Origin of the sequence: Streptomyces sp. NPDC047061 (genome assembly GCF_040643955.1) — a bacterium.
In the GTDB taxonomy this organism is placed as follows: Bacteria; Actinomycetota; Actinomycetes; order Streptomycetales; family Streptomycetaceae; genus Streptomyces.
Genome location: NZ_JBEYVI010000056.1, coordinates 1 through 19,409, shown reverse-complemented (window position 1 = coordinate 19,409; position 19,409 = coordinate 1). Strand labels below are relative to the sequence as shown.

Annotated in this window: 18 protein-coding genes; 6 read left to right on the top strand and 12 right to left on the bottom strand. The window is 71.4% G+C overall.

Annotated elements, in window-relative coordinates:
• Nucleotides 1-5: 5 nt before the first annotated feature.
• The 4 genes from ABZ887_RS45660 to ABZ887_RS45645 all read right to left on the bottom strand — a co-directional run bounded on the left by ABZ887_RS45660 (nucleotide 6) and on the right by ABZ887_RS45645 (nucleotide 3,287).
• A complete protein-coding gene (locus ABZ887_RS45660; protein ID WP_361304572.1) occupies nucleotides 6-1,172 on the bottom strand; it encodes an alginate lyase family protein in 1,167 nt (388 codons plus the stop codon).
• Nucleotides 1,173-1,361: 189 nt separating this feature from the next.
• The gene (locus tag ABZ887_RS45655; RefSeq protein WP_361304569.1) at nucleotides 1,362-2,123 is read right to left on the bottom strand and encodes a DUF3710 domain-containing protein; all 762 of its coding nucleotides are present in this window, start codon (nucleotides 2,121-2,123) and stop codon (nucleotides 1,362-1,364) included.
• 1 nt (nucleotide 2,124) lies between these two features.
• Complete coding sequence (gene dut, locus ABZ887_RS45650; RefSeq protein ID WP_361304566.1) at nucleotides 2,125-2,706, bottom strand: dUTP diphosphatase; 582 nt, start codon at nucleotides 2,704-2,706, stop codon at nucleotides 2,125-2,127.
• The gene (locus ABZ887_RS45645) at nucleotides 2,703-3,287 is read right to left on the bottom strand and encodes a PaaI family thioesterase (protein WP_361304563.1); all 585 of its coding nucleotides are present in this window, start codon (nucleotides 3,285-3,287) and stop codon (nucleotides 2,703-2,705) included. The genes dut and ABZ887_RS45645 overlap by 4 nt, the downstream gene beginning before the upstream one ends.
• Before the next feature lie 58 nt (nucleotides 3,288-3,345).
• Here ABZ887_RS45645 and ABZ887_RS45640 point away from each other — a divergent pair, with 58 nt between their 5' ends.
• Nucleotides 3,346-3,813, top strand: coding sequence for a DUF3093 domain-containing protein (locus ABZ887_RS45640; protein WP_361304560.1), 468 nt, complete (start codon nucleotides 3,346-3,348; stop codon nucleotides 3,811-3,813).
• A 175-nt stretch (nucleotides 3,814-3,988) separates the two neighbouring features.
• Here ABZ887_RS45640 and ABZ887_RS45635 read toward each other — a convergent pair whose 3' ends face one another.
• The 4 genes from ABZ887_RS45635 to ABZ887_RS45620 all read right to left on the bottom strand — a co-directional run bounded on the left by ABZ887_RS45635 (nucleotide 3,989) and on the right by ABZ887_RS45620 (nucleotide 7,527).
• Complete coding sequence (locus ABZ887_RS45635; RefSeq protein ID WP_361304557.1) at nucleotides 3,989-4,906, bottom strand: hypothetical protein; 918 nt, start codon at nucleotides 4,904-4,906, stop codon at nucleotides 3,989-3,991.
• 13 nt (nucleotides 4,907-4,919) lie between these two features.
• The gene (locus ABZ887_RS45630) at nucleotides 4,920-5,216 is read right to left on the bottom strand and encodes a DUF4193 domain-containing protein (RefSeq protein ID WP_003997302.1); all 297 of its coding nucleotides are present in this window, start codon (nucleotides 5,214-5,216) and stop codon (nucleotides 4,920-4,922) included.
• Between the two features lie 401 nt (nucleotides 5,217-5,617).
• The gene (locus tag ABZ887_RS45625; protein WP_361304652.1) at nucleotides 5,618-6,868 is read right to left on the bottom strand and encodes a HAMP domain-containing sensor histidine kinase; all 1,251 of its coding nucleotides are present in this window, start codon (nucleotides 6,866-6,868) and stop codon (nucleotides 5,618-5,620) included.
• A 5-nt stretch (nucleotides 6,869-6,873) separates the two neighbouring features.
• Nucleotides 6,874-7,527, bottom strand: a complete 654-nt coding sequence (locus ABZ887_RS45620; protein ID WP_003993508.1) for a response regulator transcription factor — start codon at nucleotides 7,525-7,527, stop codon at nucleotides 6,874-6,876.
• Between the two features lie 417 nt (nucleotides 7,528-7,944).
• Between ABZ887_RS45620 and ABZ887_RS45615 the strand changes: the two genes are divergently transcribed.
• Nucleotides 7,945-8,118 (top strand): hypothetical protein, encoded by a 174-nt coding sequence (locus tag ABZ887_RS45615; RefSeq protein ID WP_167450044.1) that lies wholly within the window; start codon nucleotides 7,945-7,947, stop codon nucleotides 8,116-8,118.
• A 258-nt stretch (nucleotides 8,119-8,376) separates the two neighbouring features.
• On the opposite strand, the gene ABZ887_RS45610 is transcribed toward ABZ887_RS45615, so the two are convergent.
• Together ABZ887_RS45610 and ABZ887_RS45605 are read right to left on the bottom strand one after the other, a co-directional pair.
• Complete coding sequence (locus tag ABZ887_RS45610; RefSeq protein ID WP_361304554.1) at nucleotides 8,377-9,192, bottom strand: inositol monophosphatase family protein; 816 nt, start codon at nucleotides 9,190-9,192, stop codon at nucleotides 8,377-8,379.
• Between the two features lie 8 nt (nucleotides 9,193-9,200).
• Entirely contained in the window at nucleotides 9,201-10,328 is a 1,128-nt protein-coding gene (locus ABZ887_RS45605) for a ferrochelatase (RefSeq protein WP_361304551.1), read from the bottom strand.
• Between the two features lie 164 nt (nucleotides 10,329-10,492).
• On the opposite strand from ABZ887_RS45605, the gene ABZ887_RS45600 reads away from it, so the two are divergent.
• The 3 genes from ABZ887_RS45600 (at nucleotide 10,493) to sepH (ending at nucleotide 14,599) form a co-directional block, all read left to right on the top strand.
• Entirely contained in the window at nucleotides 10,493-11,731 is a 1,239-nt protein-coding gene (locus ABZ887_RS45600; RefSeq protein ID WP_361304548.1) for an MFS transporter, read from the top strand.
• On the top strand, nucleotides 11,691-13,010 hold the full coding sequence (locus ABZ887_RS45595; RefSeq protein WP_361304545.1) for a D-arabinono-1,4-lactone oxidase: 1,320 nt from the start codon (nucleotides 11,691-11,693) through the stop codon (nucleotides 13,008-13,010). The genes ABZ887_RS45600 and ABZ887_RS45595 overlap by 41 nt, the downstream gene beginning before the upstream one ends.
• 551 nt (nucleotides 13,011-13,561) lie before the next feature.
• Nucleotides 13,562-14,599, top strand: coding sequence for a septation protein SepH (gene sepH, locus ABZ887_RS45590; protein WP_361304542.1), 1,038 nt, complete (start codon nucleotides 13,562-13,564; stop codon nucleotides 14,597-14,599).
• 70 nt (nucleotides 14,600-14,669) lie between these two features.
• Here the strand turns inward: sepH and ABZ887_RS45585 are convergent, their stop codons facing one another.
• Nucleotides 14,670-15,512: a sulfurtransferase gene (locus tag ABZ887_RS45585; RefSeq protein WP_361304539.1), complete on the bottom strand. Its 843-nt coding sequence runs from the start codon at nucleotides 15,510-15,512 to the stop codon at nucleotides 14,670-14,672.
• A 313-nt stretch (nucleotides 15,513-15,825) separates the two neighbouring features.
• Here ABZ887_RS45585 and ABZ887_RS45580 point away from each other — a divergent pair, with 313 nt between their 5' ends.
• Nucleotides 15,826-16,629, top strand: coding sequence for a VOC family protein (locus ABZ887_RS45580; RefSeq protein WP_361304536.1), 804 nt, complete (start codon nucleotides 15,826-15,828; stop codon nucleotides 16,627-16,629).
• Between the two features lie 63 nt (nucleotides 16,630-16,692).
• Here ABZ887_RS45580 and ABZ887_RS45575 read toward each other — a convergent pair whose 3' ends face one another.
• Nucleotides 16,693-19,104, bottom strand: a complete 2,412-nt coding sequence (locus tag ABZ887_RS45575) for an endonuclease/exonuclease/phosphatase family protein (RefSeq protein ID WP_361304649.1) — start codon at nucleotides 19,102-19,104, stop codon at nucleotides 16,693-16,695.
• Nucleotides 19,105-19,409: the final 305 nt, after the last annotated feature.

Here is a 19,409-nt window from a genome sequence, read left to right as displayed (position 1 = left end):
GCACGTCAGTTGGGGTTGTCGCCGTGGGTGAGGGTCTCCCAGGCGACGAAGAGGTTGTTGCTGCCCGCGGGGCGGTTGTTCAGGGTGAGCGTCTGGGTGTTGGTCATGGCGATCCCCAGGCGGTTGTGGAGGGCGTTGTAGCCGACCTCGGTCACGGGTCCGAGCCCGAGGTTGAGGGAGCCGCCGCAGAGCCAGCTGGGGACGGCGGTGCCCAGCTGGTACTTGGCCTGGAAACCGAGCGCCTGGCGCAGCCGCTCGCCGACGTCCGTGCCGTACAGGTCCTCGCCCTGGATCCGGCTGGTCTCGGCGACGTGCGAGATCGCGGAGATGCCGTACCCGGTGTGCGTGAAGTCCCGGCAGGTCTCCTGGGTGAGGCCGGTGACGAAGGTGGACTGGCCCTGCCAGTAGGAGACGATCTTGGCGGTGGTGTCGAGGTTCTGGCTGGGCACGGTCTTCGGCACCGACCCGTCGGAGGCCAGGTACACGTAGGCGGCGCGGGTGCGGAACTTCGCCATGGCCGTGTCGTACGACGTCTTGTCCTCCAGGAAGACGGAGATGCCGACGGCGGCCTCCATCATCGACAGCTCCCAGTTGCCGTTGGAGTTGGAGCCCTTGACGACGGTGGGGAGGTAGACGTTGCGCAGCATGGTGGCGAAGCGGGCCTCGTTCGCCCAGGTGCCGGTGTAGGTGTACCTGATGATCTCGGCGGCCTTGGGCCAGGAGGAGCCCGCCCAGCCGGTCTGCAGGGGCGCGTTGCTGTTGGTGTGGCTGGTGATGGTGGCCGACCAGGCGTCCATGATCTGGATGGCCTTCTGGGCGTAGCGGGCGTCCTTGGTGACGTACCAGGCGAGGGCGTCGGTGTAGGCGGCGATCGCGTCCTCGCGCTCGTCGGTGCAGCCGTAGTTGGGGTTCGAGTACGAGCCGCACTCGACCGTCGCCCAGGGTGTGGGGGTGCGGTTCAGGTCGGCGTACTTGCTCGCCGTCATCTGGTCGTAGGCCGCTTTCCAGGGCTGGGCGCCGGCCAGCACCTCGGTGCGGGCGAAGTCCAGCTGGGCCTTGGAGACGGTGACCCCGGGGTGCACGAAGGTGCTGGGGGCCGAGTGGGCGGCGGGGGCCGTGAAGACGCCCAGGAGCAGAGCTCCCGCGGCCGCGAGCAGGGGGATACGACGCACAGCGACTCCGTTCTTGTATGTGAACGTGGAGCGCCTCTGTGAACGTAGGCGTGAATCGAGACCGTAGGTACGGACCAGACTTCCGTCAAGGTGTGAAGTAAGCGGGAGTCATTCACACCGGAGCATCCGGGCATGTGAAAGGGCCGCACCCCGGTGTGGGGGTACGGCCCTCGTCGCCTGCCTGTTCCGCTACCGGACCTCGGTGATCTCCGGTCCGCGCTGGAGCTGGCCCATGCCGCCGGAGAAGCGCGAGGACTCCTCCTGCTGGACGCCCTCGGGGACCATCTGGGCGTCGTTGGGCAGCTTCAGGACGATCGGGTCGCGGGGCGCCATCGGGCCCTCGCCACGGACCACGACGGTGTCCCGGAAGATCTGCTCCAGGAGCCCGGCCGCCTGCGGCTGCACCGCGCCCTGCCCGGAGATCACCCCGCGCAGGAACCAGCGCGGGCCGTCCACGCCGACGAACCGCACGACCTGGAAGCCGCCCGTGCCGTCCGGCAGCTGCACCGGCACCTGGGCGCGCAGCTCCCAGCCCAGCGGCCCCTCGACCTCGTCGACGATGCCGCCCTGCTGGGTGATGCCGGTCGCGATCTCCTCGCGGACCTCGCCCCAGATGCCCTCGCGCTTGGGCGCGGCGAAGGCCTGCAGCTGGACGGCGCTGTCGCGGAGCACGACGGTCGCCGCGACGATCGCGTCGCCCGCGACCTCGACCCGGAGCTCCATGCCGTCCACGCCGGGCACGAACAGACCGCCCAGGTCCACCCGGCCCTCGCCGGGCTCGCGCACCTCGGTGTCGTCCCACGGCCCGTCGGGCCGGGGCTCCGGGTCCAGACGAACGCGCTCGCGCTCGCCCTCTTCCTCGTCCGCCTCGGTGTCGACGCTGTCGACGACCTGCTCGGCCTCGCCGGCCGCGTCCTCGGCGGCACCCTTCTTCTTGCGACGTCCGAACACGTCACTGTCCTTCCCGGTCGGATACGACCGAAGCGTATCGATTCCCACCCGTCCGACCGCCCTCGGCGGCCTGACCGCTTGTGCCGCTCACGTCGCCCACCGCGGCATGACCGCCGGTGGACCCGAAGCCCCCCTCGGCCCGCGCCGAGCCGGGAAGTTCCGCCACCTCCTGGAAGCGGACCCTCTCGACCTGCTGGACGACCAGTTGGGCGATCCGGTCGAAGCGCTCGAACCGCACCACCTCGCGCGGGTCGAGATTCACCACGATCACCTTGATCTCCCCACGGTACCCGGCATCAATCGTCCCCGGGGCATTCACGAGGGCCACACCGCATCGGGCGGCGAGCCCCGAGCGGGGGTGCACGAAGGCCGCGTACCCCTCCGGGAGGGCGATCGACACTCCCGTGGGCAGCACGGCCCGTTCCCCCGGCTTCAGCTCGCACGCCGCCGTGGTGCGCAGATCGGCCCCGGCATCACCGGGGTGCTCGTACGCCGGAAGCGGTACGTCGGGGTCGACGCGGCGCACGAGGACGCCGAGCGGGCTCGCCGAGCGGGCCGGGGTCGCTGGACTTGCGGAGTTCACGGATTCACCTCGAAGGCGCGGGCGCGCCGGGCCTGGTCGGGGTCCTTCATGGCGGCCTGGATCTCTTCCTGGCGGCCGTTGTCGACGAAGTGCTCGACCGGGACCTCGATGAAGAGGGCCTCGGCACGGACGGCGACGGGCCCCGTGGGGCCGTCCATGCGTCCGGTGGCGGTCGAGTAGATCTTCCGGCCGGCCACGGCGACCACCTCGGCCGCCAGGTGGAGGGTGGTGCCGACGGGTACGGGCCGCACGAAGTCGGTCTCCAGCCGTCCGGTCACCGCGATCTTCCGCAGCAGCCAGTTGAGCGAGCCGAGCGTCTCGTCCAGGGCGGTGGCGAGCACGCCGCCGTGCGCGAGGCCCGGGGCGCCCTGGTGGGCGGGGCGCACGGTGAACTCGGCGGTGAGGGAGACGCTCTCGCCGGCCCGTGCCTCCAGGTGCAGCCCGTGGGACTGCCCGTGACCACACCCGAAACAGTGTTCGTAGTGTGCACCGATGAGCTCACCGGGCGCGGGCGCGTCGGGGTGCCGCTCCGGTTTCCGGGCACTGGCGGGAGGCTGAAGAGCTGCGGAACTACCACTCACAGGCGCAGACCTTACCCGCGCGTCCAGTGAATCCGGACACCGTGCCAAGCTTGGCTCCATGCAGCTCTCCGCGACCCCGTACGAAGAACGCCTGACCGCCCCCCGGTCCTGGTGGTTCCTCAGCTTCCTGATCGGCGTCTCGTTCGCCCTGGTCCTGCTGCCGTTCGGCACCCTGCCGATGCTGGGCGGCCTGGTCGGCGGCACCGCGGCGGCGGCTGTGGTGGCCAGCTCGTACGGCTCCCCGCGCATCCGGGTCGTCGGCGACTCGCTGATCGCGGGCGAGGCGCGGATCCCGGTGTCCGCGCTGGGCTCGTCGGAGGTCCTGGACCCGGACGAGGCGCGCGCCTGGCGCACCTACAAGGCCGACGTCCGCGCCTTCCTCCTGCTGCGCTCCTACATCCCGAGGGCCCTGCGCGTGGAGGTCACGGACCCGGAGGACCCGACGCCGTACCTGTACCTGTCGACCCGCGAGCCGGAGGCCCTGGCGGCGGCGATCGAGGCGGCGAAGACCACCACGAAGGCGTAGACGCGCCGCTGGGGGTGCCGCGATCCGCCGATCTCGACAGCGCCCCGCAGGGGCGCGGGGAACTGCGCGACCAGCCACGACGGCGCGGCAGACGGCACAACGCGGCGCTCCCGGCAGAGCGCTCACGGCGGCGCGGTCCGACGGTGCCGAGTCTCCCGCGTCCCCGGCACGGCCGTCAGCCCCCGAAGTCCTCCGGCAGCTCGGCGATCGGCAGCGGCTCCGCCGGCTTCTCCAGCGGCGGTAGCTCCGGCAGTTCCTCCCACGGCACCTGGATCTTTCTCAGGTCCGCCCGGATGCGCGCCGCGAGTTTTCTGGTGTCCCTGCGGTTCATGACCGCTCCCACCGCGGCACCCACCATGAACGGCATCAGGTTGGGCAGGTCCCGCACCACCCGCTTCATGATCTGCTGACGCAGCTCGCGCTTCATCTGGCCCCCGAGGGCCGTGTTGATCGTCGACGGCTTCATCACGTCGATCCCGCGCTCCCCCGACCAGGAGGACAGATAGGCGGTGCTGCGGGCCTTCAGGTTCCCCGGCGGCCGCACGCCGTACACCTCGTGGAGCTCGGCGATCAGCTTCAGCTCGATCGCCGCGACCCCGGTGATCTCGGCGGCCAGCTCGGTCGGCATGGCCGGCGGCACCGGCAGCATCGCGGCCGCCCCGACACCGGCCCCGACCGCCGAGGTCGCGCCCGCCGCGCCCGCCACCAGTTTGTCGGCGAGCTGCTCGGGCCCGAGACCCGGGAACTGCCGGCGCAGGGTCGCGAGGTCACGTACGGGGACACGCGGGGCGATCTCGATGATCCGGTCCGCGAGGTACGCCAGCCCCGCTTTAGCGCGGCTGCCGCCCTTACGGGCGCCTTCCCGGGCCATGTCCACGGCCTTGTCGCGGATGACCGCGGCCCGTCGCCGGGCGACGGGCGCGGGCCGGTCCGCCGGCGCCGGGAGGTCACCCCGGCCGGCCGCCGGTTCGAGCGAGGCTCCCGGTTCGGGTGAGCCCCGCTCGTCGTCACGCGCACGTGGGCCGTCGGACGGCCCAGAGTCCGCTCCCGGCAGCGGGAAGCGGCGCTTCCGAGGTGGGGTCGAGCCAGTCATGCCCGACCCGCCCTCAGTCGCAGTCGCGGCAGATCGGCTGACCGTTCTTCTCCCGGGCCAGCTGGCTGCGGTGGTGCACCAGGAAGCAGCTCATGCAGGTGAACTCGTCCTGCTGCTTGGGCAGCACCCGGACGGCCAGCTCCTCGTTCGAGAGGTCCGCGCCGGGCAGCTCCAGGCCTTCGGCGGCCTCGAACTCGTCGACGTCCACCGAGGACGTGGACTTGTCGTTCCGCCGAGCCTTCAGCTCTTCAAGACTGTCCGAGTCGACGTCGTCGTCGGTCTTGCGTGGAGTGTCGTAATCGGTTGCCATGTCGCTCTCCCCCTCTGGGTGTCTGCGGTGTCTCCAGCGCACGTAACGCGTGAGAGGCCGGACTTGTGCCCGACCCGAGGCGGAGATTTTGCCTCACATCAAGGTCTGTTACTCAATCGACACCCAACCGGACCCCTCAAGAGTGATCAGGTTGAATGGCGATGGGGACCGTACACGGTCCTGCCGGGGCACTTCAAAGGCGCCTCACCCTGTACTTCCCGTGATCAAGACCCCTGAAAACAGGGATTTTCCCGGCTTTATTCCCCCAGCCATGATCACAGAGAGTAGATGGCCGGAAATCCGCCCTTGTGATCGATCACACACGGGGGAATGTGCCGCGCCGCTGGAAAATTCAGCGCAAAGCGAACACCCCCCGCGTGTGTCGCGATCTTGTAACGGCGTCAGACCGGCAGCGTGACCCGCATCACGAGACCGCCGCCCTCGCGAGGCTGGGCCGCGACGTACCCGCCGTGCGCCCGGGCCACCGACCGCACGATGGACAGGCCGAGGCCGACGCCCTTGTCGCTGCCCGTGCGCTCGGTACGGAGCCGCCTGAAGGGCTCGAACAGGTTGTCGATCTCGTACGCCGGCACCACCGGCCCGGTGTTCGAGACGGACAGCACCGCCTGCCCGTGCTGGATCTCCGTGTCGACCTCGACCCAGCCGTCCTCGGGCACGTTGTAGCGCACCGCGTTCTGCAGCAGGTTCAGGGCGACCCGCTCCAGCAGCACGCCGTTGCCCTGCACCACCGCCGGCTTCCGCACGCCCCGGATCGTCACACCCTTGGCCTCCGCCTCGGCGTGCACCTGGTCGACGGCCTGGGAGGCCACCTCGGCCAGGTCGACCGGCTTGCGCTCGACGATCTGGTTGTCGCTGCGGGCGAGCAGCAGCAGGCCCTCCACGAGCTGCTCGCTGCGCTCGTTGGTGGCCAGCAGGGTCTTGCCGAGCTGCTGCAGCTCCATGGGCGCGCCCGGGTCCGAGAGGTGCACCTCCAGGAGTGTGCGGTTGATCGCCAGGGGCGTGCGCAGCTCGTGGGAGGCGTTGCCGACGAAGCGCTGCTGGGCGGTGAAGGCCCGCTGCAGCCGTTCCAGCATGTCGTCGAAGGTGTCCGCGAGCTCCTTGAGCTCGTCGTCCGGGCCGTCCAGCTCGATCCGGCGGGACAGGTCCGAGCCGGCCACCGCGCGGGCGGTGCGGGTGATCCGGCCGAGCGGGGACAGCACCCGGCCGGCCATCGCGTAGCCGAACGCGAAGGCGATCACGGCCAGGCCCAGCAGGGCCAGCAGCGAGCGGCTCAGCAGGTCGTCCAGGGCCGCCTGGCGCTGGTGGTCCACGCACTGGGCGATCGCGGAGTTGAAGTCCGTGATCGGCACGTTGGGCATGCCGGTGATCGCCGCGCACTTGTCGCTGGAGACCTTGATGTCGGAGCCGCTGACGATCTTGAAGAACGGCTGGTTTCCGGTGCTGATCGCCTGCGCGGCCAGCAGGTAGATGATCGACAGCAGCAGGATGCCGGCGATCAGGAACATGCCGCCGTACAGCAGGGTGAGCCGTATCCGGATGGTCGGGCGCAGCCACGGCAGGACCGGCTGCGGCCTTCTGGGGTCCCAGGTGGGCTTGGGGGGCGCCTGCGGGGGCGCGGGAGTCGTGGCCACGGTCATCAGATCCGGTATCCCGAGCCGGGGACGGTGACGATCACCGGGGGCTCACCGAGCTTGCGGCGCAGGGTCATCACGGTCACGCGCACGACGTTGGTGAAGGGGTCCGTGTTCTCGTCCCAGGCCTTCTCCAGGAGCTGCTCGGCGCTGACCACCGCGCCCTCGCTGCGCATCAGCACCTCCAGGACGGCGAACTCCTTCGGCGCGAGCTGGACCTCCTTGCCGTCGCGGAAGACCTCGCGGCGGTTCGGGTCGAGCTTGATGCCGGCGCGCTCCAGGACGGGCGGCAGCGGCACGCTGGTACGGCGGCCGAGGGCGCGCACGCGCGCGATGAGCTCACTGAAGGCGAAGGGCTTGGGGAGGTAGTCGTCGGCACCGATCTCCAGGCCCTCGACGCGGTCGCTGACGTCACCGGAAGCGGTCAGCATCAGCACGCGGGTGGGCATGCCGAGCTCGACGATCTTGCGGCAGACGTCGTCGCCGTGCACCAGGGGGAGGTCGCGGTCGAGGACGACCACGTCGTAGTCGTTGACGCCGATGCGCTCCAGGGCGGCCGCACCGTCGTACACGACGTCGACGGCCATGGCCTCCCGGCGCAGTCCGGTGGCCACCGCATCGGCGAGCAGTTGCTCGTCCTCGACGACGAGTACGCGCACGTCGCTTGTCCTTCCTCTGTCCACTCGCGTAGCGCGCACCGGCGCACGCGGGCAGGGTTCTCCGTGGGGTGTGACCTCCATCCTGCCCTTTTCGGCCATAAGTCGGCAGTAAGACAGGGACCCCGGCAGTCGGATCGGAGGCCGCCGGGCGGGAATGCGAGATTTTCTCCTGCGGTTGAGGTTTCCACGGAGGGGAGCGGGGGGAGGACGGCATGTACACCCCGCGATCACGCTCTGCATGTGCCGCAGCACCATGCGGTACGTACACCGCCGCTACAGCAGAGTGGACGATGGGGGTGTCCGGCACCGTCGCCGCCCGGCTGGGCAGCGCTGGGCACCCGCAAGAGACGTGATCGCCCCTTCTGAACGGCACACCCCCGTGCCACCGACCCACGACCCAGGACGAGGGGGCGCAGCATGGACGCATTCACCGCAGGACTTCTGCAGCGCATAAAGGCGACCGAGTCCGACATCACGAGGGCTCGTGACGAGGGTGACGACTTCCTCGTCGAAGTGGAACAGGCCGAGCTCGACGACCTGCGCCGCCTCGCAGCCGAACACGGTGTGGAAGTCGGCGCGACCAGCGTCTGACAGTCCCGCAGCAGGACACCACGAGAACAGGGCCCCGGCGAATCCAGCGCCGGGGCCCTGCTCGTACCTGATCCATTCCCACCGCGACGGCGTTCGATTCCTGCCGACCGGCAGGACAAGGGATCTCTTTCGCGAGACCGGCTCGCCGACACCCGTCATCATCTTCATTTCCCGCCGCCACGGCGCCCGGCCGTCGCGGCGGTCTCCGGCGGTGCCGAAGCGACCTCGGCCTGCGCGGGCGGCGTTCCTCGGGCGTCCTCAGTCGTGCCAGGCTCCGAAGTCCTCCAGGAGGCGCTGGAGGGGCTCGAAGACGCCCGGGGTGCCGGCGACCGTCAGATCGCGGGACAGGGGCTCTCCGGGGCGTCCACCGGTGCGGGCGCCGGCCTCGCGGGCGATCAGGTCCCCCGCTCCCCAGTCCCACGCGTTCAGCCCGCGCTCGAAGTAGCCGTCCAGCCGGCCGCACGCCACGTCGCAGAGGTCGATCGCCGCGGAACCGCTGCGCCGGATGTCGCGGAGCAGCGGGATCAGCCGGGCCGCGACCTCGGCCTGGTGGGTGCGGACCTCGGTGACGTAGTTGAAGCCGGTCGACACCAGGGCCTGGTCCAGCGGCGGCGCCGGACGGCAGCGCAGCTCCCGCTCGCCCTCCCACGCCCCGGTCGCCCGGGCCCCGCCGCCGCGTACCGCGTGGTAGGTCTCGCCGCGCATCGGGGCCGCCACGACGCCGACCACGGTCTCACCGTCCTGTTCGGCGGCGATGGAGACCGCCCAGGTCGGCAGCCCGTACAGGTAGTTGACGGTGCCGTCGAGCGGGTCGATCACCCAGCGCACGCCGCTCGTGCCCTGCGTGGACGCGCCCTCCTCGCCGAGGAAGCCGTCGTCGGGACGGTGCCCGGCGATCAGGTCGGTGATCAGTTTCTCCGCCGCGATGTCCATCTCGGTCACGACGTCGATCGGACTGGACTTGGTCCGGGCCACGGAGAGGTCGGCCGGGCGGCCGTCCCGCAGCAGCTCGCCCGCGCGGGCGGCCGCCTCCCGGGCGAGCTTCAGGAGGTCGGTGTGCAGGGCGTCGGTCACGGGACTCCTCACGCGTAGGGGCTGTCGGCGCCGGCCGCGGCGGGGCGGAGCGCGCGGGCCGGGCAGCAGCCGACCGGGCAGAGGTTGTGGCTCGCGCCGAGCGTGCCCAGGGCACACGGCGTGGCCTGCCGCCCGCTCTCCACGGCGGCGCGCTCCAGGACCAGCTCGCGGATCGCGGCGGCGAACCGCGGGTCGTCCCCGACGGTCGCGGACCGGCGGACCGGCAGACCCAGCTCCTCGGCCTTGGCCGTGGCCTCCGTGTCGAGGTCGTAGAGGACCTCCATGTGGTCGGAGACGAAGCCGACGGGGGCCATGACGACGGCCGGGACCCCGGCGCCGTGCAGCGCCTCCAGGTGGTCGCAGATGTCCGGCTCCAGCCACGGGATCTGCGGGGCGCCGGAGCGGGACTGGTAGACGAGCCGCCAGGGGTGGTCGATGCCGGTGCGCTCGCGGACCGCGGTGGCGATCAGCTCGGCCACGTCCAGGTGCTCCTCGACGTACGCGCCGCCCTCGCCGTGCGTCCCGACCGGGCCGGAGGTGTCGGCGGACGCGGTCGGGATGGAGTGGGTCGTGAACGCGATGTGGGCGCCCGCGCGGACGTCCTCGGGGAGGTCGGCGAGGGACGCGAGGACCCCGTCGGTCATCGGGTCGAGGAAGCCGGGGTGGTTGAAGTAGTGCCGCAGCTTGTCGATCTTGGGGAGTTCGAGGCCCTCGGCCGCCAGCGCGGCCAGCGAGTCGGCGAGGTTCTCGCGGTACTGGCGGCAGCCCGAGTAGGAGGCGTAGGCGCTGGTGGCGAGCACCAGGATGCGGCGGCGGCCGTCGGCCACCATCTCGCGCAGGGTGTCCGTCAGGTACGGCGCCCAGTTGCGGTTGCCCCAGTAGACCGGCAGGTCCAGGCCGTGCTCGGCGAAGTCCTTGCGCAGGGCGTCCAGCAGGGCGCGGTTCTGGTCGTTGATCGGGCTGACCCCGCCGAACAGGAAGTAGTGCTGCCCGACTTCCTTGAGACGTTCCTTCGGGATACCGCGCCCGCGCGTCACGTTCTCCAGGAACGGGACCACGTCGTCCGGGCCTTCCGGGCCGCCGAAGGAGAGCAGGAGCAGGGCGTCGTAGGGGGTGGCATCGAGCGCGTCTGACATGAGCCGATCCTGCCACCCGGCACTGACGGCCCGGAAACAGGAGCATGAAGAGTCGGATTCGGGAGGTTTATCCCCGGTACCCGGCGGGTGCAGAACAGCCGCCTCACTCGTAAGCTGTATCAGCCGCAATCACGCCTTACCTCGTACATCTGTCGGAGACCCCCGTGCCCAGCCCCTATCGCGCCCTGTTCGCCGCCCCCGGCAGCAAGGGCTTCTCCGCCGCGGGCTTCGTCGGCCGGATGCCGCTGTCCATGATGGGCATCGGCGTGGTCACGATGATCTCCCAGCTCAGCGGCCGGTACGGGCTCGCGGGCGCCCTGTCGGCCACCATGGCACTGTCCGCCGCCGCGATCGGGCCGCAGGTGTCCCGGCTGGTCGACCGGCACGGCCAGCGCCGCGTCCTGCGCCCCGCGACCCTGCTCGCGCTGGTGGCCGCGGCCGGACTGCTGTTCGCCGCGCACTACGGGTGGCCGGACTGGGTGCTGTTCGTGTGCGCCGCCGGGATCGGCGCGGTGCCGAGCCTGGGCGCGATGATCCGGGCCCGCTGGGCCGCCCTCTACCGGGGCACCCCGCAGCTGCACACCGCCTACTCGTTCGAGTCCGTCGTCGACGAGGTGTGCTTCATCTTCGGGCCGATCCTCTCCATCGGCCTGTCCACGACCTGGTTCCCGGAGGCGGGCCCGCTGCTGGCCGCCGGCTTCCTCGCCGCCGGCGTCTTCTGGCTGACCGCCCAGCGGGCCACCGAGCCCGAACCGCACCCGCATGACCGCCACGGCGGCGGTTCGGCGCTGCGCGCGCCCGGTCTCCAGGTGCTGGTGGCGACCTTCGTGGCCACCGGAGCCATCTTCGGGGCGGTCGACGTGGTGACCGTCGCCTTCGCCGACGAACGCGGCCACAAGGCCGCGTCCAGCATCGTCCTGGCGCTGTACGCGGCGGGTTCCTGCGTGGCCGGGGCGGTCTTCGGGCTCATGCGGTTCGGGGGGAAGCCGGAACGCCGGTGGCTGCTGGGCATATGCGCGATGGCCGTGAGTATGATCCCCCTCCTACTGGTCGGAAACTTGCCGCTTCTGGCCGTGGCGCTGTTCGTTGCGGGCCTGTCCATCGCACCGACGATGATCACGACGATGTCCCTCATCGAAAAGCACGTACCTCGCGCGAAACTCACCGAGGGCATGACCTGGGTGAGCACCGGCCTCGCGGTCGGGGTGGCGCTCGGCTCCTCGGTCGCCGGCTGGGTGATCGACGCGGCCGGCGCCCGTGCCGGGTACGGGGTTCCGGCCGCGTCCGGAGCCGTCGCGGTCGCGGTCGGTTTCCTCGGGTACCGCCGGCTCAGCAGGCCGGTCACGGGTCGGGGAGGCACCGTTGAGCAGTACAGCGAGCGGGAAGAGCGGCACGTGGCGTAACTGGGGAGGGAATGTCACCGTCCGCCCCGCGCGGGAGGTGACGCCCGCCTCCGTGGACGAGCTGGCGGCGGCCGTACGACAGGCGGCGGAGGACGGCCTGAAGGTCAAGGCGGTCGGCAGCGGCCACTCCTTCACCGCGATCGCCGCGACCGACGGACTCTCGGTCCGCCCTCACCTGTTGACGGGCATCCGCAACATCGACCGCAAGGCCATGACCGTCACGGTCGAGGCCGGTACGCCGCTCAAGAGACTCAATGTGGCCCTGGCCCGCGAGGGACTCTCGCTGACCAACATGGGCGACATCATGGAGCAGACGGTCTCCGGGGCCACCAGCACCGGCACCCACGGCACCGGCCGCGAGTCGGCCTCGCTCGCCGCGCAGATCAGGGAACTCGAACTGGTCACCGCCGACGGTTCGGTGCTCACCTGCTCGGAGAAGGAGAACCCGGAGGTGTTCGCGGCCGCGCGGGTCGGACTCGGCGCGCTGGGCATCGTCACGGCGATCACGTTCGCGGTGGAACCGGTCTTCCTCCTCACGGCCCGCGAGGAACCGATGGCCTTCGACCGGGTGCTGGCCGAGTTCGACCAACACAGCACGGAGAACGAGCACTTCGAGTTCTACTGGTTCCCGCACACCGCGTCGACGAACACCAAGCGCAACAACCGCAGCGCGGGCCCGCCCCAGCCGGTGGGGCAGCTGGCCGGCTGGTTCGACGACGAGTTCGTCGCCAACGGCCTCTGGCAGGCGGTGAACATGCTCGGCCGCGCGGTGCCCGCGACCATTCCGTCCATCGCGCGGATCTCCACCCGCGCCTGGTCCGCCCGGACCTTCACCGACATCCCTTACAAGGTCTTCACCTCGCCCCGCCGGGTGCGGTTCGTCGAGATGGAGTACGCCGTCCCGCGCGAAGCCCTGGTGGACACCCTGCGCGAACTGAAGGCCATGGTCGACCGGTCGGACCTCAGGATCAGTTACCCGGTCGAGGTCCGCACCGCGCCCGCCGACGACATCGCCCTGTCCACCGCGTCCGCCCGGGACAGCGCCTACATCGCCGTGCACATGTTCCGGGGCACGCCCTACCAGGCGTACTTCACCGCCGCCGAGCGCATCTTCACCGCGCACGAGGGCCGCCCGCACTGGGGCAAGGTGCACACCCGGGACGCCGGCTACTTCGCCGGGGTCTACCCGCGCTTCGGCGAGTTCACGGCGCTGCGGGACCGGCTCGACCCCGACCGTCTGTTCCAGAACGACTACTTGCGAAGGGTTCTGGGGCAGTAGCCGGGGAGCCGCCCGGCTCCGAACTCCCCTTCGCGCTCTCCCCGCACCGGCCCGGTCATCAGAACCGGGCCTTTCGCGCATTCCCAACCCCGCCCGCCTTTCCCGCACTTGTTCGACCGACCGCGCAGGAAAGGGACGTACGGACGAAACAATTGGTTCCGTTTCCGAAGATTGCGTGAAGTACGCCACGTTCAAGATCGCCCGAGATGGGCAAACAACGGCCGAGGAGCGGTTGTTGCCAGAAGTTGGGCGGCGCGCCAATCCACGCACGTGGCCCGAATGGAGTACTGTTGCGAGCCCTGGGTCCGGTCTCCCGCCGGGGTGTCCGAGGCCTTGCAGGACCGCCGGGAGGGGGCTAGTTGCACAGGGTGACAGCTTTGGTCACTTAGCGTTGCGAACAGGTAACCGTGCCATAACGGCGACCCAGGGCTCACGCCCGACACGCCGGGCAACTCGGCAAGGTTGTGGCAGGCTGCACCCGGGCAGGCCACACTCGACTAGCGGAAGCAGCGACGCACGTGACGTCGGCAGGCACCACCCGGGAGGTCCCCATGCCCGAACTGCGTGTCGTGGCCGTCTCCAATGACGGCACACGGCTGGTGCTCAAGGCTGCCGACTCTACGGAGTACACCCTTCCGATCGACGAACGGCTCCGTGCCGCCGTACGCGGCGACCGGCCCCGGCTCGGCCAGATCGAGATCGAGGTCGAGAGCCATCTCCGGCCCCGAGACATCCAGGCGCGGATACGGGCGGGCGCGAGCGCGGAAGAGGTCGCCCAGCTCGCCGGGATCCCCGTGGACAGGGTGCGGCGCTTCGAGGGTCCGGTACTGGCCGAGCGCGCCTTCATGGCCGAGCGGGCCCGCAAGACGCCCGTCCGCCGGCCCGGCGAGAACTCCGGTCCACTGCTCGGCGAGGCCGTGCAGGAGCGACTGGTGCTGCGCGGTGCCGAGAAGGACACCGTGCAGTGGGACTCCTGGCGCCGAGACGACGGCACCTGGGAGGTCCTGCTCGTCTACCGGGTCGCGGGCGAACCGCACTCGGCGAGCTGGACCTACGACCCGCCCCGGCGGCTCGTCCAGGCGGTCGACGACGAGGCGCGCTCGCTGATCGGCGAGTCCGACGACCTCGCCGTACCGGAGCCCAGCTTTCCGTTCGTGCCGCGCATCGCGCGGCTGCCGCGCGACCGCCCGCTGGACCGTCCCGGCGACCGGGACCGCGAGCGGCCGAGCCTGCCCACGCAGTCGTCCGAGCCGGTCGAGGAGAGCACGGGCGAACGGGACTCGCTGACCAGCCTGCTGGAGGCGGTGCCGAGCTTCCGGGGCGACATGGTGGTGCCGGAGCGCCCCGTGGAGGTCCCGGAGGAGCCCGCGCCGGAACCGGCGGCGGAGGAGCCCCCGGCCCCTGCGGCCTCGGCCGGCTCCGCCTACGCGGACGTCCTCATGCCCCGCTCCGTCGGCAGCCACCGCGACCGGCTGGTCGGCGCCACCGACCGCCAGGCCGAGGCCGACGGGGTCCGCCCCGGACGCCGGGCCGCCGTGCCGAGCTGGGACGAGATCGTCTTCGGGACGCGGCGCAAGAAGCAGGAGTAGGAAGCCGGAACAGGCAGTACGAAGAGGGGGCACGCGAGCGTGCCCCCTCTTCGTACTGCCTGTTGCCGCCCTACTGCGGGTCGGGCCCGACCGCCACCGGACGGGACGGGTCGGCTGACCACTCCGACCACGAACCGACGTACAGCGCCGCCGGAATGCCCGCGACGGCCAGCGCCAGGACCTCGTGGGCACCGGAGACGCCCGAGCCGCAGTAGACGCCCACCTCGGCCGCCTCGGTGGCGCCCAGCCCCTTGAAGCGGTCGCGGAGTTCGGCGGCCGGCAGGAAACGGCCGTCCGGGCCGACGTTCTCGGTGGTCGGCGCCGACACGGCGCCCGGGATGTGGCCGCCGACCCGGTCGATCGGCTCCACGTCACCCCGGTACCGCTCCCCCGCGCGGGCGTCGAGCAGCACACCCGAGCGGGCCAGCGCCGCCGCCCCGTCCGCGTCGAGCAACTGGCCCGCACCCGAGGCCGGTTCGAAGTCACCCTCGGCCGGCTCGGTCACGTCAGCCGAAAGAGGGCCCGGCCAGGACGGCAACCCGCCGTCGAGGACCCGCACGTCCGGGTGACCCGTCCAGCGCAGCAGCCACCAGGCGCGCGCCGCCGCCCAGCCCTGTCCGCCGTCGTAGACGACGACCGGACGGCTCGCCGACACCCCCGCGCGGCGCATCGCCGCACCGAAGACGGCCGGGTCGGGCAGCGGATGGCGGCCGTTCGCGCCGGGTGCGGAGGCGAGTTCGCCGTCCAGGTGCACGTAGACGGCGCCCGGCAGATGCCCGGCCGCGTAGGCCGCGCGGCCGTCGAAGGGCGGTGTGCCGGGCGGGGTCAGCTGCCAGCGGACGTCCAGCAGGACGGGCGGGGTCGGCCCGGTCAGGCCGTCGGCGAGTTCGGTTGCGGTGATGATGGCTTCCATGGCCCCATCCTTACGCCAGGGGTGGCCGCATCGTCCAGGTACGACTACTCTGCTCGGCCGGACAGCCTCGATCACCGGGCGTACGGGATCGGGCACATGCTGTACAGCTGATGGACACCCGACGGCAATCGACCGGAAACGGGCGAGAAACGGCAGATCAGGCATCCTCGCGGCGAAGCCGCCCCACGGCCGTGGACGCACGGCGACACGGAGGGTGCGAGCATCGGCACGGGGCGTGTCCGCGGCTGCGGCACAACCGGTCCGGACAGCGGAAGCGACACGGCCACCGCGAGGGGCCGAGGAGAGAGTGACGATGACCGAGGTACGGGGAGCGGCCGGCCCGAACGGCGACACGCACGCTCGGCGCGCGCCCGGCACCCCCTGCTGGGTGAGTCTGATGGTGCACGGCTTGACCACGACCGAGGAGTTCTACGAGGCGCTGTTCGGCTGGGAGTTCCAGCCCGGACCCCAGCAGCTCGGGCCCTATGTCCGGGCCCTGCTCGACGGGCGGGAGGTCGCGGGCATCGGGCAGCTGCCGCCGGACCTGCATCTGCCGATCGCCTGGACGCCGTACTTCGCCTCGGACGACGTGGACCTGACGGCCGAGACGGCCCGGCTGTGCGGCGGCACCGTGGGCGTGGGCCCGCTGGACGCGGCGGAGGCCGGGCGGATGGCGATCGCCTCCGACCCCTCGGGCGCGGTGTTCGGGATCTGGCAGGGATCGGCCCACCTCGGCACGGCCCTGACCGGGGTCCCCGGCACACCCGTCTGGGACGAGCTGCTCACCTTCGAGACGTCGAGCGTCGCCAAGTTCTACGAGACGGTGTTCGGTTACGAGGAGGAGCCGGTGGTGTCCGCCGACTTCGACTACGTGACCCTGCACGTCGGGGGCCGCCCGGTGGCCGGCATCCACGGCGTCGGCCTCTCGCTGCCCCGGGGCCGGGGGCCGCACTGGCTGACGTACTTCGAGGTGGCCGACGCGGACGCGGCCCTGCGGGAGGTCGCCGAGCTGGGCGGGCAGGTGCTGAAGCCGGTCCGGGACAGCGCACACGGACGGGTCGCGACGGTGGCCGACCCGGAGGGCGCGGTCTTCTCGGTGATCGAGAGCCCGAACTGAGCCGGCGCCGGCGTGGGACGGTGCGAGTCCGCCCGTCCCACGCCCCTGTTCCGGTGACGCCGGTCAGTGCCTACGGCACTTGCTGACGTCGATCCGTACGATCTGCGGGTCGTGGTCGCTGGCCTGGTCGGCGAACTCGGCGTTGATGTGCACCACGTCGTAGTCGAGGCGGGTCACCGCGGGGCTGGTCAGGATGTGGTCCAGGGTCTGCGAGTTGCCGTCGTACACGTAGGTGTAGCGCTCGGCGGCCGGCAGGGTGGTGATCAGCGGGGTCAGGACCCCGCCGTCCGTCAGGCTGGTCACCGTCTGCGAGAACTCGTAGTCGTTCAGGTCGCCGAGCACCACGGCCTTGGCGTCCTCGTCCGCCGCGAGCAGGGACTTGACGAACGTGTTGACCTCGGTGGCCTGGGCCGCGCGCTGGGTCTCCGAGCTGCGGGCCGGCGGCTGGTAGCGGCCGTGCAGGGGCTGGTCGCCGCCCTTGGACACGAAGTGGTTGGCGACGACGAAGACGGTCTGGCCCTGGAAGACAAACTCGCCGACCAGCGGCTTGCGGCTGTCGTCCCAGGCGTCGCTGGTCGGGTCGATCCGGCCCGGGGAGTAGGTGAGCCGGGCACCCTTGCGGGTCTTGACGACACTGGTGCCCGTGGTGGCGTCGCCGCCGGGCCGGTCGGTGAAGGAGATCCGCTTGGGGTTGAAGAGGAAGACCTGGCGGATGTTGCCGCCGGGCTCGCCGCCGTCCTGGTCGTTCTCGGGCGCGATGTAGCGCCAGGAGTAACGCGGGCCGCCGGCCGCGCGGATGGCGTCGGTGAACCGCTTGAGGGTCGCCTCGGCGGTGACGGTGCCGTCGTCGGTGGCGCCGTTGTCGTCCTGGATCTCCTCCAGGGCGACGACGTCGGGCGAGTTGAGGTTGACCGCGACGCCCTCGGCGAGCCGGTCGAACTTCTCCTGGTCGTCCAGCGCGTCCAGGTTCTCCACGTTGTAGGTGGCGACCGCGAGTTCGTCGCCCTTCTGCCGGCGGGTCACCTCCCGCTTCAGCCCGTTGTCGACCAGGGCGCCGAGCTGGGTGGCCTGGACGTTGTAGCCGCCGTAGGTGGAGTAGTCGAGCGGGCCCGTGGTGGTGCCGGACAGCTCGTCGCCGACGTTCGCCGCGGGGAACGCCGTGGTGGTGTCCAGGGACATCACCTCGATGCGGCCGGTGCCCGGCTGGTCGTAGGAGGAGTAGAGGGTGCCGCCGCGCGGGGTCGGGTTCTCGTCGGGCTTGACGGTCACCCAGAGTTCGCCGTACGCGTCGCTCGCGCCGACCACGCGGGCGTCGGCGAACGTCGTCCGCATGCCTTCCAGGGACTCGTAGAAGTCCTGGGCGTAGACGGCCGGTTCAAGGGCGAGCGACTCGATGCTCGCGCCGTCGGCGGTGGGGATGTACGCGTCCGGGACGGAGGCCGCGTCCAGGGTGACGGCGGCGGGCAGCGCGTTGCCGGTGGAGAGCACGGTCGCGGTCGGGCTGTCGAGCTCGGTGACCGACTGGCTGGTGCTGCTCGGGTAGTACTCGCTGACCTTGCCGCTGACCAGCACCGAGTCCCCGACCGCCACGGTCGGGACGGCCGAGCCGGTGTAGACGAAGACGCCCTCGCTGGTGCGCGGGTCTGCGTCGGGTGTCGGGTCCTGGATCCAGTAGCCCTTGGAGCCGGACGTACGGACGCCGGTGACGATGCCCGGCACCTTGGCGACGGTCTGCCCGGCGAGCGGGGACTTGCGGGTGGTGCCCTGGATGTCGTGGACGCGGACGGTGCCCGGCTGGGTCGGGTCGTCGCCGCCCCCGCCGTCCCCGTCGCCCGAACCCGGGGTCTGCCCTGCCGAGTTGACCGGGGAAGGGGTACCGGCGGTGAGGTCCGCCGCGTTGTCGTCCGTGTCGGCGAGGGTGTCGGCCCGTGCCACGGAGGCGGTGTTGGAGGCGCCGGTGACCGGGCCGCTGCCCTCGCGGACCACCGCGGTGCCGTAGCCGACCAGGTCCACGACACGGCTGTCGGCTGCGCAGTCGGCGGCGGTCTTGCAGGTCAGCGCGGTGGTGCCGGAGACCAGGGCGACGGTGCCGGTGGTCGCGCTCATCGCGATCGAGCCGGTCACGTCCGGGGTCGGCAGGGCCGTCGTACCGCCGCTGCCCTGCGACTCGGCCACCAGGAAGCGGCCGCCGGACGCCACCGAGCCGCTGAGCGCGGTCACCTGCCACTGCGAGGACGAGGACGGCGAACCGGGCAGGTACTGCACGCTGTAGCCCGCCAGGTCGTAGGCCGCGGACCCGGCATTGCCGAGTTCGACGAAGTCCCGGGTCAGGGTCGCGCCGGAGTTGCCGCCACCGCCGTACACCTCGGCGATCACCGCCGTGGCGGACGGCGTGGCGTACGCGGCGGGAAGGGCGGTCATCGCGAAGGCGCTCGCCACGCTCACGGAAATCAGCGGGTAGGCGGCGCGGCGCATACGGGATCTGTTCCCTGCGGGTCTGGACACGCTGGCGGTCTCCTCGGACGTCGGATGCTTCAACGCGCCGCGGACGGGCGGCGCTTGAACCGGGCGTGTGGGGGGAGGCGGGCCCAAGTTACGCGTGTAGATGCCGAGTCGCCAAGATGTCGCGGGTTAAATCCAGGGAACGGAGGGGTGGTTGGCGCGACAGGAGACCCGGTGTGCCGGTCACCGGATGGCCAGGTGGTCGAGGTACGACCGGACGTTGCGCCCGGTCTCGGCCACGCTGTCACCGCCGAACTTCTCCGCCACCGCGTCCGCGA

Bases quoted from the DNA above. Each gene is read 5' to 3' on its own strand.
- ABZ887_RS45640 (WP_361304560.1), top strand. From the start codon at position 3,346: ATGCAGCTCTCCGCGACCCCGTACGAAGAACGCCTGACCGCCCCCCGG.
- ABZ887_RS45635 (WP_361304557.1), bottom strand. From the start codon at position 4,906: ATGACTGGCTCGACCCCACCTCGGAAGCGCCGCTTCCCGCTGCCGGGA.
- ABZ887_RS45630 (WP_003997302.1), bottom strand. From the start codon at position 5,216: ATGGCAACCGATTACGACACTCCACGCAAGACCGACGACGACGTCGAC.
- ABZ887_RS45615 (WP_167450044.1), top strand. From the start codon at position 7,945: ATGGACGCATTCACCGCAGGACTTCTGCAGCGCATAAAGGCGACCGAG.
- ABZ887_RS45605 (WP_361304551.1), bottom strand. From the start codon at position 10,328: ATGTCAGACGCGCTCGATGCCACCCCCTACGACGCCCTGCTCCTGCTC.
- sepH (WP_361304542.1), top strand. From the start codon at position 13,562: ATGCCCGAACTGCGTGTCGTGGCCGTCTCCAATGACGGCACACGGCTG.
- ABZ887_RS45585 (WP_361304539.1), bottom strand. From the start codon at position 15,512: ATGGAAGCCATCATCACCGCAACCGAACTCGCCGACGGCCTGACCGGG.
- ABZ887_RS45580 (WP_361304536.1), top strand. From the start codon at position 15,826: ATGACCGAGGTACGGGGAGCGGCCGGCCCGAACGGCGACACGCACGCT.
- ABZ887_RS45575 (WP_361304649.1), bottom strand. From the start codon at position 19,104: ATGCGCCGCGCCGCCTACCCGCTGATTTCCGTGAGCGTGGCGAGCGCC.